Source organism: Candidatus Poribacteria bacterium (assembly GCA_026702755.1).
In the GTDB taxonomy this organism is placed as follows: Bacteria; Poribacteria; WGA-4E; order WGA-4E; family WGA-3G; genus WGA-3G.
In genome coordinates, this window is the sequence record JAPPBX010000062.1 from 16,098 (window position 1) to 33,400 (window position 17,303).

General features: G+C 48.2%; 15 protein-coding genes. 3 read left to right on the forward strand and 12 right to left on the reverse strand.

Going from position 1 to position 17,303, the window contains the following annotated elements; genetic code table 11:
• Window positions 1-27 precede the first annotated feature (27 nt).
• The 11 genes from OXH39_11595 to OXH39_11645 all read right to left on the reverse strand — a co-directional run bounded on the left by OXH39_11595 (window position 28) and on the right by OXH39_11645 (window position 11,334).
• The gene (locus OXH39_11595; protein ID MCY3551093.1) at window positions 28-717 is read right to left on the reverse strand and encodes an addiction module protein; all 690 of its coding nucleotides are present in this window, start codon (window positions 715-717) and stop codon (window positions 28-30) included.
• 18 nt (window positions 718-735) lie between these two features.
• A complete protein-coding gene (locus OXH39_11600; protein MCY3551094.1) occupies window positions 736-2,010 on the reverse strand; it encodes a hypothetical protein in 1,275 nt (424 codons plus the stop codon).
• A 67-nt stretch (window positions 2,011-2,077) separates the two neighbouring features.
• Window positions 2,078-3,211 (reverse strand): alanine--glyoxylate aminotransferase family protein, encoded by a 1,134-nt coding sequence (locus tag OXH39_11605; GenBank protein MCY3551095.1) that lies wholly within the window; start codon window positions 3,209-3,211, stop codon window positions 2,078-2,080.
• A gap of 114 nt (window positions 3,212-3,325) precedes the next feature.
• The gene (locus tag OXH39_11610; protein MCY3551096.1) at window positions 3,326-3,541 is read right to left on the reverse strand and encodes a hypothetical protein; all 216 of its coding nucleotides are present in this window, start codon (window positions 3,539-3,541) and stop codon (window positions 3,326-3,328) included.
• 164 nt (window positions 3,542-3,705) lie between these two features.
• A complete protein-coding gene (locus tag OXH39_11615; protein ID MCY3551097.1) occupies window positions 3,706-4,716 on the reverse strand; it encodes a Gfo/Idh/MocA family oxidoreductase in 1,011 nt (336 codons plus the stop codon).
• 49 nt (window positions 4,717-4,765) lie between these two features.
• Window positions 4,766-6,811, reverse strand: a complete 2,046-nt coding sequence (locus OXH39_11620) for a dockerin type I domain-containing protein (GenBank protein ID MCY3551098.1) — start codon at window positions 6,809-6,811, stop codon at window positions 4,766-4,768.
• Window positions 6,812-6,851: 40 nt separating this feature from the next.
• On the reverse strand, window positions 6,852-7,742 hold the full coding sequence (locus OXH39_11625; GenBank protein MCY3551099.1) for an MBL fold metallo-hydrolase: 891 nt from the start codon (window positions 7,740-7,742) through the stop codon (window positions 6,852-6,854).
• Window positions 7,742-8,011 (reverse strand): hypothetical protein, encoded by a 270-nt coding sequence (locus tag OXH39_11630; protein ID MCY3551100.1) that lies wholly within the window; start codon window positions 8,009-8,011, stop codon window positions 7,742-7,744. The genes OXH39_11625 and OXH39_11630 overlap by 1 nt, the downstream gene beginning before the upstream one ends.
• 61 nt (window positions 8,012-8,072) lie before the next feature.
• Window positions 8,073-9,941, reverse strand: coding sequence for an FG-GAP-like repeat-containing protein (locus OXH39_11635; GenBank protein MCY3551101.1), 1,869 nt, complete (start codon window positions 9,939-9,941; stop codon window positions 8,073-8,075).
• Between the two features lie 15 nt (window positions 9,942-9,956).
• Window positions 9,957-10,745 (reverse strand): hypothetical protein, encoded by a 789-nt coding sequence (locus OXH39_11640; GenBank protein MCY3551102.1) that lies wholly within the window; start codon window positions 10,743-10,745, stop codon window positions 9,957-9,959.
• 172 nt (window positions 10,746-10,917) lie between these two features.
• Entirely contained in the window at window positions 10,918-11,334 is a 417-nt protein-coding gene (locus OXH39_11645) for a helix-turn-helix domain-containing protein (GenBank protein ID MCY3551103.1), read from the reverse strand.
• Between the two features lie 335 nt (window positions 11,335-11,669).
• On the opposite strand from OXH39_11645, the gene OXH39_11650 reads away from it, so the two are divergent.
• Entirely contained in the window at window positions 11,670-12,689 is a 1,020-nt protein-coding gene (locus tag OXH39_11650; protein ID MCY3551104.1) for a Gfo/Idh/MocA family oxidoreductase, read from the forward strand.
• 130 nt (window positions 12,690-12,819) lie between these two features.
• On the opposite strand, the gene OXH39_11655 is transcribed toward OXH39_11650, so the two are convergent.
• Window positions 12,820-13,947 (reverse strand): RNA-guided endonuclease TnpB family protein, encoded by a 1,128-nt coding sequence (locus tag OXH39_11655; protein MCY3551105.1) that lies wholly within the window; start codon window positions 13,945-13,947, stop codon window positions 12,820-12,822.
• Window positions 13,948-14,199: 252 nt separating this feature from the next.
• Between OXH39_11655 and OXH39_11660 the strand changes: the two genes are divergently transcribed.
• On the forward strand, window positions 14,200-14,889 hold the full coding sequence (locus OXH39_11660) for a hypothetical protein (GenBank protein MCY3551106.1): 690 nt from the start codon (window positions 14,200-14,202) through the stop codon (window positions 14,887-14,889).
• 204 nt (window positions 14,890-15,093) lie between these two features.
• The gene (locus OXH39_11665; protein ID MCY3551107.1) at window positions 15,094-16,980 is read left to right on the forward strand and encodes a glycoside hydrolase family 127 protein; all 1,887 of its coding nucleotides are present in this window, start codon (window positions 15,094-15,096) and stop codon (window positions 16,978-16,980) included.
• Window positions 16,981-17,303 lie beyond the last annotated feature (323 nt).

The window sequence follows — 17,303 nt, forward strand, 5'->3', positions numbered from 1 at the left end:
GTGAGTCTAACACTAACGTATACACTATTAATCTATCCCTAATTTCTTGAACACTTCATCCGCCGGAATTAGTTTCGCCTTTCCGGCTTCGTAATCAGCTATACGTTGATCTAACTCTTCAAGGAACTCAGGACGCATTTCCAATCCCTCATCAGGATCATAATGATACTCTTCCAATGCAAGTTCCAAGAGTTCGTAGGCGACGAAAAACTCTCGAAACGCGACATCTAATTCGGTAAGAGGGGCATTCTGCTCCAGCAACGCGAGGAAACCTTCGCGCACCGAGAAAAGTTCCAAACTCACGAGCATGCGTAACAGTTTTCTATATTCGTCTGATGGCAGCTCCGAGATTTTCTTTTCCGGCATCGGATCGCTGTTCATGTAAGCACCAGCGCGTCTGGACATCCGCTCTTCGAGGGTCGTCTGCCGATTGGCGAGGATGTATTCACGGTGCCGCTTTAATTTTTTCGATAGTGATGTGTGCAGCGGCAGTCCCTCCAATGGGTCCTCTTCGTACGTTTCAAGAAAGAATGCGAGACTTTCATAACCACAATAGAATTCACGGAACTCCGTCTCAAGTTTCTGTCTGTTCTCAGCGGAAGAGGGTTCGTTGAGCAACACTATGAGCCGCTCGCGCGCCGCGAAAATCTGATCGTTCACAAGGATATTTAGTAACTCAAGAGCTTCAATGGGATCCATCTCCATAATATTTTTCATCTCTTTTCTCCATTAAAGTCAGATCACATATCGCGGGAATCCAAACCCATCGTTAGCGACGTGGCTCCGCGCCGGAATCTGTGAGCGGTCCGGGATGATTAAATCCATCTCTGAAGTGTTTTCAATAACAGTACCATCACCGATACGGACCCCTTCTCCGATGTAGATTTTACCGGGTGCCTCGGAGGCACCGCGGATAGTTCCGATCACAACAGAAGAACCGATTCGACACCGGGGCCCCGTTTCAACAAACCCATATATCTCCGTGTTCGTACCAACAGTAGAGTGCTCAGCAATCTGAACAGGGCCAAGAAGACTCGTGTCTGTACCGATCTCAACAAAGTCCCCGATGACAGGGTGACGCTGCTTAACTTTAACACTCAAGCCACCAAGGGTACAAGGATAGATAACACACCCAGAGCCGATGATACCTGTCTGCCCAGTTGTTACACCCCGATGCGGGTGTTCCAAGAAATTGGCATCACCTATCTGTGTTTCAGGATGTAAATCGGCTTGATAGTAGCGTCCAGCGAGCTCTGAAATAGCGCGAGGCAGCAATGGAACTGGGACCCTGTGGAGGTTTGGACTCTCCTCAGGAGCATCACTTCGGGTCAAAGCGTATGCGACATCGTGGTAAAAGAGCACACGCCACCCCGGGTAGGTACTCCCTACCAATTGGAGTTGATAATCCAAAACGGATACGAGATTTAGAGTGCCGAGGAAGTCTTGGTACGGTTCAAAGGTGCGTTCCTGAATTGCGGTGTCAACTTGGGAGCGAAAATCAATGGCTGCGAGTTTCTCACGGGAGATACCGTTGTGGAGGAGATATGCATCCCAGACAGCAGGGTCTTTGAGAGAGGCGAAGCGATTCCAGAGTGCGCGACTTTTAAGCCGCGGCAGTTCCCAAAGCAGTGAAAAAACGGTTTCAAGGGCGGCATCGAGATGCGTTTCATCTGTGACAGCCAAAAAGGATTGTGCGACCATCGCATATAACTGATCTGCAACCTCTTCGATCGCCTCTGAGAGTTCGCGTTTCTGGTGCTCAAGATGCGGCGCATTATGGGACCCCGGTGCAACACATTCCAACAAATTGCCGAGCACAGTTTCAAGAATATCTCGATTGACGAACCCACGTCCAGAGCGCTGTGCCAAACCTTCTCGACTCATGGCGTCGATACGCAAAGCGTTCAATTCCGATTTGCTATAGATAGGACCGAGCCGTCTCAGTGTTTGGGTTAGCAACGGCTTTTTTCGGTGTTCATAAGAGGCATCAAAAAGTGTTGTTTCAGTCATTTTTTTCGCGCTCCAATCCTACAGAGGCAGGAGCTTATGTAGTCGTAGGGGTTGGGTAACCCAACCCCTACGAAACGAAAACTTCCTGGGCAGCTGTGACACCCGCACCAAGGCGGATGTCGTAACCAATCTCTACTAAGCCTCGCTCAAACGCAGAAATAGCGACAATAACGTCATTCTCATTCATCCAACCGAGATGCGCAATCCGGACGATCTTTCCACTTAACTGGCTTTGACCACCGGCATAAGTAATGCCATAAGCGTCGCGCATCAGATTAACAAATGCCTTCCCATCAATCTCTGTCGGGAGACGGATTGAGGTTAAGGTATTCGCCGGTGATACCGCAAAGAGGGGGAGTCCTAATGCCTTAACTGCGCTTCGGGTTGCAGTTGCCAGACGACTATGACGCGCAATTGTATTGCGAATACCCTCTGCACAGATACGATTCAAGGCACATTGAAGTGCTGTCAGCAGTGTTACTGCAGGTGTGTAGGGAACAGATCCTTCTAATCCGCTCTCATAAGCCTTTCGGTAATCTAAGTAGTATTTCGGGAGGTCCGAACGTTCGATTGCGTCCCATGCGCGCTGATTGAGTGCAGCGAACGCCAAGCCCGGCGGTGTCATCAACCCTTTCTGAGAGCAGGACACGACAACATCCACACCCCAATTGTCCATCTGTAAGTCATCCGCGCCGAGGGCACTAACGGCATCAACCACAAGGAGCGTCGGACGAACCCGTGTCAGACCTGCCAATGCTTCAATGTCGTGTAAAGCCCCCGTCGAAGTCTCACAGAGCGTTGCGTAAACCGCTTTTATATCAGGATGCTCAGTCAAAAGCCCTTCCACTGCTTGTGGGTCAACAGAATTTCCGTATGTTACGTCAATCGGTATAACTTCAACGCCGAAGGCGGTGCAGATTTCGCTCCACCGTTCCCCAAATTTACCGCTTCGGATCACAACGACCTTGTCCCCACGAGACAGTAGATTCGCAACCGCGCCTTCCATACCACCAGTTCCAGATGATGTTAAGAAGAGGACATCGTTCTCGGTTTGGAAGACGTGTTTGAGTTTTTCAAGAACGTCTTTAATGAGTGCTACAGTATCTTCGCTGCGGTGATAATCAATCGGTTGTGCCATCGCCAATGCCGCTTCAGGCGGAATTGGCGTGGGACCGGGTGTAAAAAGCCATTTTTTTTTCATATTTTTTTAAGGTTATAAGTTATAAGTTAAGAGGTTATAAGTTAAGAGGTTTTTGATTGCGTTACGTACCCCTCTTAACCAACAACTTACAACCAACAACTTATAACTATTAAATTAGGCGGTGTTGACAGCCACAACCGTTTTGCCTTCAACTTCTACAATAATCCACTCCTGGTCAAGGAGCTCGCACAGATTCATAATTGCGGCACGTTGTCCTGTGCTATCCATCGGTACCTCAATGGTAAGCGTCGCGAACTCTTCCCGCTGTATTTCGCCCTGTTTATCGAATTTCATTGGTGTAATCTGAATTTTTTTCAATCTTGCATCCATATTTTCTCTCCTTATTGGGTTGGACGGTTGGAAGTGTTTTGCTTGGGTGTTTCCCTTATGAAGATAGCACCACAGTGTTTCTCGCAGTCTTCCTGCTTTCCAACCCTCCTGAAAACCTAAAATTTGTTTCTTAATATTGCTTATAGCATTGACTATAATTTCAATTATACATCGTCCATGAACGACAGGAGATCAATGCACTCTCCGCCACGGCGAGAGGACTCCCAACCTGCCAAGGTAGGGGCTAAAGAGAAGAGACCATCGTGATAATCGCTTTGTAAAAGGCTCACATCCCCGGATTGAACAGCACGAATAAAGGTTTTATCCTGTTCCAACCACGGATCGAATTCCTCCGCCTGATAAAACACCTCGCCATTCACCACAATCCTATCGTACCCATAAATCTCAAGGCATCCGCCTTCATAGAAAATGACAAACCAAGGTTCATCCTTCGGGCTTGAACCCGTTGAGACAAAACTGAGTGTCATCGTAGCGCCGTTCTCAAAGCAGTAATTGAAACTGGTAGAAAGCGGATTGGCATAAGCTGGACGTTCATAGTAAAACGCCTGGACCTTGGCAACGTTCAAACCTGTCATGAAGCGGGTGTAATCTGTTGCGTGAACCCCCCAATCAAGGGCGCGACCGCCAGATTTATCCATCTCTTCCCACCACGTTTTGGGTCCACCCCTCGCTGAGGGTGGTAAACCTCCAAAACTCTGGAATCGGGCGTGCACGATGGACTTATCCGTCAAATACTGGCGCGCTTCTTGAAAAATTGGACGATACCGTTCGCGAAACCCAACGGTGCTGATAACGCCTGCTTGCTGAATGGCAGTGTTGATTCGGTGTGCTACCTGCATCGTGAGTGCTTGCGGCTTTTCACTGAAGATATGGATACCTTTCTGTGCAGCGGTTGCTTCAACATCAGTTCGTACATACGCCGGCACGATAGAGTATAGCACGTCAATTTTTTCGGTGTCAAGCATTTCGTGTGCATCTTGATAGACGCTCGGAATCTTGAAATGTGTCGCCGTTTCCTGCGCTGTCTGTAAGTTGCTATCGCACGCCGCGACGATGTCAACCGACTTTGTTTCCAATAGGTTCGGAATCCGGGTTCGGTTCGCGAAATTCCCACATCCATAGAAAGCAACGCGAACGCGTGATATTGTTGACACAATAAACGTTCTCCAAATTTTTTGAGATAAAGATCTCTATTGACACCTATTAATTCTGCCCGAAATTCGATGCGACCAGCACTAAATCTTGGATGTTCACCACGCCATCGCTATTCACATCTGCTGGATTCGCGCCAGTCTGTCCGAAATTCGATGCGACCAGCACTAAATCTTGGATATTCACCACGCCATCGCCATTCACATCCTCTACGACTCGTAGCACAATAGGTGTGAATTCCCACAAGAGAATCGTGCCGTCAGCACTTCCACTGGCAAGCGTCCCACCATCCCGAGAGAGCGCGAGTGCATTAACACCCAACACATGTCCCGTGAGTGTTGCTTGGAGTTCTCCAGTCTGTGTATCCCACAACCGAATCGTATTGTCCCAACTTCCGCTCGCAAGCCTTTTACCATCTGGAAAGAACACAACCGACTTGACACGAAATTTATGCCCGATGAGGGTTGCGTAGGATTGCTCCGTTTGTATATTCCACAATCGAACTGTGTTATCTCGACTACCACTGGCAAGTGTGACACCATCCGGACTAAACGCAACAGAATCAATAGGACGTGAATGCCCCCTCAAAGTTGCTTGGCGTTCTCTGCTTTCTACATCCCACAAATGAATTGTGTTGTCCTGACCGCCACTGGCAAGCGTGTGACTATTTGGGCTGAACGTTACAGAATAGACATTGGCACCGGTTCTGAAAGTCGCTTTGTGCCCACTTGTATCTGCATCCCACAATCGAACTGTGCTGTCCCAACTTCCACTCGCAAGCGTTTGACCGTCTCGGCTGAACCCGATGGACTCCACACCAAACCTATGGCTTGCGATAGGCTCCTTAGGTTGGCGAGCGTGTACATCCCATAATCGAATTGCAGTATCCGGTTTCGCTCCGGCACTGGCAAGGGTTTCACCATCTGGACTGAACGCAACGGAAAAGACGCGCCCTTCGTGTCCAATGAGCGTGTCCTGGAGGTACCCTGTGTTCGCATCCCACAAACGAATCGCCTTGCCATCGTCTACACTTGCAAAAATCCTCCCATTAGGAGCGAACGCAATATCATTAACTGGAAAAGTATGTCCGGTGAGGGTAGATTCATGTTGGAAGGTGGTATAATCCCAAAATTGAATTACTTGGTCATTACCCGAACTGGCAAGCGTCCGCCAATCTGAACGGAATGTAACAGACGTAACCGAATCCGTATGTTTTATACGGGTTGCCCTGTGTCCAAAAGTATATGCATCCCACAATCGAATCGTTTTATCTTCGCTCCCACTCGCAAGCATCTGCCCATCCGGACTGAACGCAACGGAAGTGACCGAATCCGTATGTTCGGTGATAGTCGCCTTGCGTTTAAAAGTTTGTGTATCCCACAACCGAATTGTGTTATCCGCACTTCCACTCGCAAGGGTGCGCCCATCCGGACTGAACGCAACGGACGCAACCCCTTGTGTGTGTCCAGTGAGGGTAGTAGACTGGAAACCATCTTCCGTACGACTCCATAACCGAATCTTGTTGTCTCTGTGTCCACCACCGCTCGCAAATGTTATCCCATCCAGACTAAAGGCGACGGAAGTGACCGCCCCGCTATGTCCTCTGACGGTTGTTATACGTTCACCGGTATCCGTATCCCACAATCGAACTGTTTTGTCCAAACTGCCACTTGCCAGTAAGTTAATCTGTGGCGAAAACGCGATGGAAAGAACATCGTTCCTGTGATCTTCAAGCGTCAATTTCTGTTCGCCTGTATGCGGGTTCCATAACAGGATTGTGTTATCCGAACTTCCACTCGCAAGCGTTTCGCCATCAGGAGAAAATGCAACGACCAAAACCGGTTCTGTATGTCCGATGAGCAAGTCAATCTCTTGATGGGTTTCCCCATCGTAAAGCCAGACACCGATGGAACTGGCAACGGCAAACAGGCTGCCATCCGGAGAATACGCAATGTTTCCTGTTATTACACCTTTACCGAGGCGTGCTCTGGCACCCTCGGGTAAATGCCATTGGGTATAATCCTGCGCGGAAACGCTCACATGAAATAGGATTGGAACAAGAAACAGCGTTAAAATCAAAAATCGTGTCAATTTCATTGGGAAAACGCCTCGCTTAAAAACATCTACTGGAACGATCTTACTCCCGCCACGGCGGCACAGTCCATGTGTTAAACCACTCCCATTTCCAGATAACCTGCTTCATCGGCATCTCGACCTCATATTCTATGCCTGCGGTGAAAGGAAGAAGACACGTTCTATCGCCGACTATTTCGCGCATCGACTCAATAAACGCCATCTCATCAGTGACGTTTGGGGGCCAATGCCCTGCCGGTATCGGATCAGATTTCCGATCCGTCCGATAATGTGTCGGTATCACGAAGCGCGGCTGAATCAACTCCACCAATTCAATGAGGCGAGGCGCGAGTCCTTCGCCGAGACCGAGCTTCATGTGGATCAGGAAATCTACTTTGCCCCGGAGGTTTGCTAACGCTGGGTAGGGTTCATGCAAATCACCGGTGTGTAAAATTGAGACATTCTTTGCGGTGTGCGTTATCAGGTAGCCGTTTGTTGGGATATCTGGTGTCTGATTTTCGCCACTCTCAATTGTTTCGACCTGTATATCACCAAGATCAAGCGTCTCTGAACCTTGAAAGGCGCGTGATGTGCCTTGATTTTCGTTGAGATGCTTGGGATAAAGAACCTGCACCTTATCAGCGGGGACATGCTTCGTAATAGGTAGGTCACGTGCAAATGCGGCATCCCCATATTTTTCAGCGATGGGTTCTGCCGGTGTAATGCATCCGGGATTGACAAATAGTTTTTTGAAGTGCTCGCCGCGACATAACTTTCGCAGGGTTACGGGGTGGCAGTGGTCAAAGTGTTCGTGGGAAATAAAGATGTAATCATATATGGGTTCGGTATCCGCTAAGTTCTGATTGAACAGATACGGATCAAACGCAATATTGACATCGCCGAAGCACGCATCAAACGCACCGCATCCCCACCATCTCAAAAATATGTTTTCCATTATTCCGTCCGCGTTAATCGCTGTTGCCACTTTTCTTTTTCCTTGCGCAGCCATGCGACACTGTCGCGCATATCCTTTCGATCTGCCCACATCCCAAAGAAAGGCTGGTTGGCAAAATCCTCGTTCTCTTTTGTCGCTGTGCTTTGCGTGTTATCAGGGTCAATCGGTTCTATCTGTATGCGTACTTCAGTACCCTCCGGTAAGGAGAGCGGTTTAGATAATACAATGCGTCCATTGCTTATTTTCCCTTCTTCTATTATTAAAGCCATTTTTTTCCTCCACTTTGAATCTGCTCCGCTTAAATTAGGTGTCACCCCTAAAGAACCGTGCTTACTTCATTAGCCACATTTTCCGAACGCTGTGGGTATCGCCTGCCCGGAACTGGTAAAAATAGATACCACTGGCGACAGTTTCCCCAACGCGATTTTTGCCATCCCAATAAAGCACCTTTTCACCGTGAGGCTGATGCCCAAGGTCAAAGTTCCGAATCAATTCACCATTTTGGGAATAGATTGAAATCTGAACATCAGTGGACTCGAAAAGTCGGTATGGAATCCACGTTTCAGGATTAAATGGATTGGGATAGTTCTGAAAGACCTCTGCAGCTTTCACCTTTCCCCATACCGTGCGCTGTTTCCCAGTGGGTTCAACGGCTACCGTTACTGTTCCACCCTCAACGAAAGTAAAAAGGGTTTTATTCCGCTTCGGGAGTGAGAGGTCATGATAAGTGTCTACAGTGCCGGAGGGCCACACCAAGGTGACAGAATCAATTTGATAAGCGGATGAGAGCCCGAATTCAAGCTCTAAACTATCGCCACCCAAGAAACCTGTACCGCAGATTAACTCTTGTGTCTGAACAAGGTTGTCGGTTACCACGGTGACTCTGGTGCCGATACCGTCGCGGTTGCTTTTTGTTCCGCGCAATCGAAACTTCGTCCAAGTCCTATCTGACTTTTCGGGAAACCATGTATTTGGGTTGACATCGTTCTGAAGAAGAGTATTACCCGTGTTACTGACGATATAAAAATCGACATCGCCATCGTTATCAAAATCACCAGCGGTTGCACCGCGTGCGACAGCATCAACCGTGACGTTGAGTGCGTCTGCACGGTCAACAAATTGTCCGTTCTGATTGTGATAGAGGCGATTACGATTTGTTTTCTGTGAATTATCAACATCCCCATTGACAACGTATAAGTCGCGAAAACCGTCGTTATCGTAATCAACAAAACTGGCGTACCACCCTACGCCTTCGTTTGCGACACCAACAGCCTCAGCGACGTTAGTGAAGGTGCCATCGCCGTTATTACGCCAGAGGAGATCGGCATCATAGTTGGTGATGAAAAAGTCTAAGTCGGTGTCGTTATCATAGTCTCCGACGCAGAGTCCCATCGCACCTGTCGGTTTCCCGTTGATTTGGGTTACGATGCCGGATTGTTCCGAAACATCCTGAAATGTTCCATCGCCCCTATTTCGATAGAGTTTATCGGGACCGTGGTCATTCGCAACGAACAGGTCCGCCCAAGTGTCGTTGTTATAATCAAAGAAGATAGCACCCCAAGCGATGCCATCATCGGCGACACCAGCGGCTTGCGTCACCTCTTCAAAGGTGCCGTCCCCTCGGTTTCGATAGAGAACGTTGGTTTTGGAAGCGGGATTTGGGTTTAAAAGGGATGGTGCTCGCCCCCAATTGGCAATGTAGATGTCAAGCCATCCATCGTGATCATAATCAGCGATTACGGGACCAGTGCCGTGTTTCTCGTCACCGACACCTGCTCGCTGTGTTACATCCGTGAAAGTGCCATCTCCATTATTGTGATAGAGATAATTGGGACCCGCGCACGTAACATAAAGGTCGCGCCACCCATCATTGTTGTAGTCAAACCAGACGCATCCACGTCCTCTTGGCGTGTTTGCAACCCCTGCCTTGGCGGCTACGTCCGTGAAGGTGCCATCGCCATTATTGTGGTAAAGTGCATTGGGTAAACCGCCATCGCCAACAACAAAGATGTCGAGCCAGCAGCCATCGTTATCATAGTCCGCAGCAGCGGTACCGGGTCCCCACCAAGCCCCGGATTCCGCGTCAACAGGAATTTCACGTTGATAGACATTTGCAGTGAGACTGACATCGGTGAAGGTTGATGCCGCTGCAGTGGAAACACCAAAAAGCATCAGAAAAATAATCAGACGGTACTGCATAAACGTTGTCCACTCTTAATACTGGGTTTTTACTGCCGCCCAAGTTGTTGTCACTTTTCCACCGGGTTCAACAGGGAAAGGATTTAGATTATCATTGAAATATTCGTATTCGACCTCCAGGCTCCCTGTGCCTGCAGCAACACCGGCATAAATTCCAAGCCACAAGGGAGGTGTCAGCTCAAAATCCCCTTGTCCGATATCCATCCAATCCTTATCTTCTGCTGCTTTATACCAAGCGGTGTATGTATCGCCCTCTTTTTTGAGTCTGAGCGACATTTCGATGTCCCCCCAATCCCCAAATCGCCATTGGATATCAGGCGGTCCCATTCCAGCTTGCTTGGTTTGATACTGGATATGACCTTTCGCTGCTGCATCCCGCGACCAGAATTTAATAGTTACCCAATTATCGTCCTTCGGGCTTTTTACGACCAATCCATTCACACCAGAACTGGTATCCCATTTAGCAAAGAAGTGGGTTTCGACATCAAACATATCTGTGTCAGTTTCCTGATACAGGAAATGTGACATATCGTTTGCCCAGAGATTCCGGTTCGGTTCGCTGTCAATATACAAAAAATTTTCACGTGTTTTACCGACATCCCATTTCGGGGGTTCGTTTTGCCATTTCCAATTGGGATTCTGTAATTTGCCCTTCTCAAACGGATCACCGAATGAATCTGCGGCGACTGCAACGCCACCGAAAAGGAAAACGAGAAGACATACACTTACACTATATTTCAGAATTTTTTCAAATTTTGGCGTAGTTTGTGAGCCAAAAATTGTTGTTAAAAGTCGGATTTGCATAAATTTATTTGTAACCTCCTACCCTTAATTTTAAAGTAGATTGCTGAGATTGTCAAGGGAAATTGGAGGGTAAGCAGGGGAACACCCTTCATAGAAAAACTGAAGGGAAATGGGAAATCAAATGTTATTGGGGCGGGTGCGGGCACGATATGATTTAGAGTTTCCGGACATTTTAATCTCGCTTTATGCCAACGACCACATTCTCAGAAGACACATCCTCCGGGATGACGACAAAAATCTTTCCAGATTCACAGTTTTCGCTCTGTTTTTTCAGATATTCCGATATTTCACTGGCATCAAGGAGAACCGCACCATCGGCAGCAGCGTCTGGTGTAGGTCCAAGTGGGGTACCAAACTTTCGCACCCATTTGAAGACGGTACTCGGTGAGACCGAGAACATTCGAGCGATTGTGCTTATAGAAATCCCGCGGCAGTATAGGAAAACCGCTAAAGCTCTCTGCCACGGCGGTCTCCCACGAGAGGTAAGTCGCGTAAACTGAAAGCCACAAGCTTTACACTTATAGCGTTGGCTGCCTCTGGCTTTCCCATTTTTGACAGCATCTTCCCGTTTGCAACGCGGACAGTTCATCACGAAGTACCTCCCCTTACAAAATGTGATTAACAAAAAGTATACCATAAAAATTATTACGATGCAACAAACTCAGTTTTAGGTTAGGACTTTCTGAAACCTCGTCAGCGGTGTGCCAAGCAGATAAATGGTTACATACTCTAAGGAAACCTACAGAAAATTTTCCTTGTTATTTTTTTCTGCATCTTATATTATATGTTTAGGTGGAGTTCGTAAGCCAATATCAGAAAAAGAAGGCGAATCTCTTTCAAACAGAGGGTTGCAGGTCCCCATCAGAACTTTAGTAGGAGCCACTGTGCTCGCGACGCGCCCAGCGCGTAAAGGAGAATACAATTATGGCAGGGAAACTGAAAGTTGCAGCAGTTGGGTGCGGTGGCATTGGCCGCCTTCATCAACTGGGTTATCTTCAGCATCCGGGTGCGGAATTGGTAGCAGTGTGCGACATAGATACCGCTAAAGCAGAGGCACGTGCTAAAGAACTCGGCGTCGCGAATTGGTACCCCTCCATCCAAGAGATGCTCGCGCATGAAGAGTGCGACCTTGTAGACGTTGTAACTGCTGACTATCTGCGCTTTGAACCCGTAATGGAATGTCTGGAGGCAGGCAAACACGTTATCTCCGAAAAACCTCTGTCCCTCTATATCAACGAAGCAGAAGAAATGGTCGCGAAGGCTGAAGAAAAGGGTGTACACCTCGCTATTGATTACAACCGCCGGTTCGCACCGGGGTATGTCCAAGCGCGGAAATGGTTCGACGCGGGGATTATCGGGCAAACTTATTACTTAGATATGAAATTATCTCAAGGGGGACCCGCCTCAACATGGAAGGGAGAATATTACCTTCTCTACGAACTCGAAACCCATGCGATCGACTTGCTTCGATGGTTCGGCGGTGAGATTGTTGCTGTCTGCGCGCAAATGGCGAAACCACGGGAAAATGAGGTACGCGAAGGTGAAGACGCATGTTATACCAGCATGGCCATCTCCTGCCGCTACGAAACGGAAGTCGTTGCTACGTTGATGGCGAGTTGGGATAGTGACTTCATCCATCCAATTGAACGTCTTGAAATCTGCGGCTCTGATGGCGAAATCGTCGTTGATAATGTCCTGACACGCGCAACCTTGATGAGACGGGACAATCAGGTCGTTGAAGAATACCGTCCCTCTATTTTTAGAGCCGAACAACTTGCATTTGATGGAACATTTGCCTTACGGATGGCTGCGCTTGTCGATGACTTACTCGCCGACCGCTCCCCCGCCCCAACAGGGAAAGACGGTTTGCAAGCGTTACGAATTACCGAAGCCATTGTAGAATCATGGAAAGAAAAACGGGAAGTTGAGGTTAAAATCGACTAACAATGCGTGATACCACCCACACGCTAAAGCGTGGGGCTTCGGCTTCGTAGCGACTGCGGTTTTCTCAAAGAGTCCACCGTCTTATTTTCGCTCCACCAGCAGGCAATTCCCTGAAACTCTGAAACGAGTCTCAGGCATATCGTGCGGAAACTTTCACGGGTATCCCTGCCTGCAATATGTTTATCGCAGCGTTGATGTCTCGGTCATGGTGTGAACCACATTCGGGGCATGTCCACTGCCTATCAGAGAGAGAAAGATTTTCGTTTCTATGTCCACAATCGGCACACGGCTTTGTTGTCGCCGTCCACTGTCCGATTTGAACAAACTGACGCTTATGTTTTTGACACTTATATCGCAATATCTCAACAAACTGGTAGAACGCAAGATCGGAGACTTTCCGTCCCCAGAGGCGTTTCATGCCGTCAAGGTTCAAGGTTTCAAGAATGATGGTATCAAACTTCTCGCAAAGTTTGCTTGCCAATTGCCAATGAAAGTCTTTGCGTTGGTTGGCAACTTTGCGATAGAGTCGTGCGAGGTCACGGACGCTCTGCCACCAGCCGTTAGAACCTTTAACCTTTCGGGAAAGACTTTTGTTGAGAGACCGAAGTTTCTTCAAGGACTGTTTCAACGGTTGTGGGTGTTGTATCTTTTCACCCGTGCTAAGCGTCAAATATGCGTCTTTCATACCGAAGTCTGCCCCAACACTCTGACCCGTCGTTGGCAGCGGTTTTGTTTCTACAAAATCGGTTATCAGATAAAGCCAATAGTCGCCGCAAGCGTCGCGCTTTATCGTGATACGACTGATATTCCCATGAAACTCACGGTGCTTATGGAACGCATACGCCACTTTATCATGTCGCCATTTCCCTTTCTCCCATTTTCTGAAGTTGAGGGTGAGGCGATTGTCTTTCAGAGACCAACCTGCTTGTTTGAGCGTCAAGGATTTGAACCTATGGCGTTTTTTGATCTTCGGCCTGCCACCAAGTTTCTTGAAAAAACGCTCATACGCAAGGTGTATCCGTTTCAATTCTTCTTGCATAGCTTGACTCGGCAATGCTTTCCAATGTGGATGCGTCGTGCGTTTCAAATCAGTCAAATGTTCACACATCGCAGCGTGGTTCGCATACGGCAAACCATCTTTATAGCGTTGACGGTGCCACTCATGGAAATACTTATGCACCTGCCACATATCATCAAGCAGATTACCAAGTCGTATCAAATTAGATTGATTTCCGAACTTATACTTATACGTTTTCATGGTATATCACATATCACACCTTTATCCCCTGCTAAGTGGGACGGCAGACACATTGTCAAGCGACAATGCTTAGCATGTCTGCCAGTGTGATAGTATTAATTATACCGCAATTTGACTACAATTGTCAAGTTTATTTTTCAACAATATCCTACGCCGTCTTACATCCCCAAGCTAAAGCAGGGGGCTTTAGACGGAAGACAGGTAAACCGTTTCTTACGCAAATCGTTTCTACTTGCAAGGAGGAATGACATCATGAAACATCAATTGTCTTTTTTAAGAGAAGTTCGTCAGGCACTACTTACGGGTTTTTCACATTCAACGGTGCGAGCGTGTGTTGCGTCGCTCGTTTTCGCACTCCTTGCAATAAACTGTGGTCCGCCGCCGCAAGGACAGTTCCACGTTCCTGAAACAGCACTCGCCGCTGCTGAGAAGAATGTAACACAGCAAGCAAAAAGGGACCAAGCGGTCAGTCTACCTGAAAACGCTGTCGTCCATTTACGGGAGCGACCCTATGTCAGAAATGCCTTCAAGGAATCGCCGAACGCAAATAGCAGGGGTGGACTTGATGATTTCTATGCAAGGACACGTGGCAAGGTGCAGCACGCCGCTATTATCTCTAACTGCTCGCTTGATGTCCTGAAAGCGTTTGTTGCCAAAGGGTGGATTCCCATTGTAAGAATTCAATTTTCACGAGGGAATGCAGAGATTCTGCCATTGGCTCGTTATAGCGATCAGTCAAACGAAGTATTTTTTCAGAATCCAGTCAGTCTTTCTGAACGACGATTAAGTTATAAGGATTTTGAGACCACTTGGACGGCGAGTTCTCGGAACAAATGCGTCTTAATCACGCCACAGCAGCTTTCGGACTTAGATGTTCAGAGAGTATTAGGAAGATATTTACCGAAAGAAGCGTTCCAACAGATCAGTATGAGAAGCCGTTAAGAGCGTTTCATTAACAGGACTCACGCGGAAAGCGAATATTCGGCTGAAAGGATGGAAGGCAGGGAAGGTAGGGAAGGATGGAATCCGCCATCCACGCTTCCACCCTTCCACCCTTCCAATCTTCCGATTCAGCAGGAAAGGAACGGATTTTGCGTAAGTCCTCACTGCGATTCCTCACCATACTACCAGAAAGAGAACCACATTGTGAAAGCAATTCCATTTACGGCTGTTACCATTAATGATCGGTTTTGGAGCCCCCGACAGAAAACGAATTCCGAGGCAACGATTCCACACGAATTGGCGCAGTGCCGAACAACCGGTAGGATTGACAACTTCGCGAAAGCCGCTGGCTTGATGTCCGGAGAATTTGAAGGTATTTTCTTCAACGATTCCGACGTTCATAAATGGGTAGAGGCGGCATCGTATACACTCTGGACGCATCCGAATCCACAATGGGAAGCGGAACTGGATGAAGTCATCGCAAAGATCGCCGCGAGCCAACAGCCTGACGGTTATCTGAACACCTATTTCACACTGGTTGAACCGACAAAGCGGTGGCAGAACCTCGGTATGATGCACGAACTGTATTGCGCCGGACACCTGTTTGAGGCAGCAGTCGCACACTACCAAGCGACCGGGAAACAGACCCTGTTAGACGTTGCATGCCGGTTCGCCGATCTGATTGACAAAACCTTTGGACACGACAAACGAGACGGGCTTCCAGGACATGAAGGTATCGAACTCGCACTCGTGAAATTGGCTCGCTTGACAGGCGAAGTACGCTACATGTCGCTCGCGGAATATTTTGTCAGACGGCGTGGGCATTCCCCGTCAATTTTCGAGAAAGAATTGGAGAACCCTGACCTTCCGGGCGGGCTTGGCGCGTATCAGCACCACTTCACACGCGACGGAAAATTTGAAGGACATTACGCACAAGCACATCTCCCGATACAGGAACAGACAGAGTGTGTCGGGCACGCCGTGCGTGCGATGTACCTCTACAGTGGTGCCGCCGATATCGCTGATGAAACTGACGATACTGCTATCGTTAGGGCACTGGAGGCACTCTGGCGGAACGTAGAGAAGCGTTTATATATCACCGGTGGTGTGGGTCCCTCTGGACACAATGAAGGTTTCACAAAAGATTATGAACTGCCTAATTTTTCTGCCTACGCCGAAACGTGTGCTTCAATCGGATTAATATTTTGGGCACATCGGATGTTCCTGCTGCGTGGGGAGTCCCGCTTTGTTGATGTCTTGGAGACGGCTCTTTATAACGGCGCGCTCTCCGGAATTTCGCTCAATGGCACGGGTTTCTTCTATCAGAACCCATTGGCAAGCCACGGTGATAGGCATCGGCATGAATGGTTCGGATGTGCCTGTTGCCCGCCGAATATTGCTCGACTTCTCGCCTCTGTTGGAGCGTACATCTATGCGCAATCAGACGAGGGTTTATGGGTGAACCTGTATGTCGGTGGGACAGCCAACGCAACTGTTGCCGGAAACGTCCCAGTGAAAGTGACCCAAGAGACAGATTACCCGTGGTCGGGTGATGTGAGACTGACAATCGCGCCAGAAACACCGGTCTCCTTTGCACTAAATTTACGGATTCCCGGATGGTGTGAACAGTTCGAGACACGCGTCAATGGCGAAGTTTATAAACCACAGGTGAATTCTGACGGTTATCTCTCAATCACGCGGGCATGGGACGCTGGCGACCGAGTAGAACTGCAGCTTGCGATGCCTGTTACAAGTGTTCACGCGCATCCACTCGTGAGAGAAAATCTTGGAAGATCCGCTTTACGCCGCGGTCCGCTCGTCTACTGTTTTGAAGATATTGATAACCCCCATGGGACTTTTCAAACGCTGTCCGTTGTCAATAATAATTCTATGGCAACAACGTTTGACAGTGAATTATTGGGCGGCGTGACGCTCATCCGTGGAACAGGCAGCGTGCTGGATGACACCGAATGGGGAGACAATCTCTATCTGGACACAAAGCCTGATGTGAAGCAGGTGGACGTTACCGCTATCCCGTATTATGCGTGGTGTAATCGTGGCGTGGGCAAGATGGCAGTGTGGATCCTATAATCCTTTCTTCATTTTTTGTAAGGGCGGATATAAAAATCCGCCCATTTTTTTGCATAAAATTTGTGCAGATTCTGCTGAAAATTTTGTTATTTTGCCTCCAAAATTCCTTATTCTGGGTCAGAAACATATCAAACACCAAAACCTCTCAGATACACTCAAAGACACAGTGAAACCCAACTTTAGACTACTATATTCCAAGAAAGCACTCAGAAAAGCGTTGGGGTTCACTGCAGGACTGATTTACTCTCGTAAACTTCATTAGGGACCCCTGAAAAAGTGGTAAGATTGGGCAGGATTTGGAAAGTGTTTCGCCGGCCGCGCGG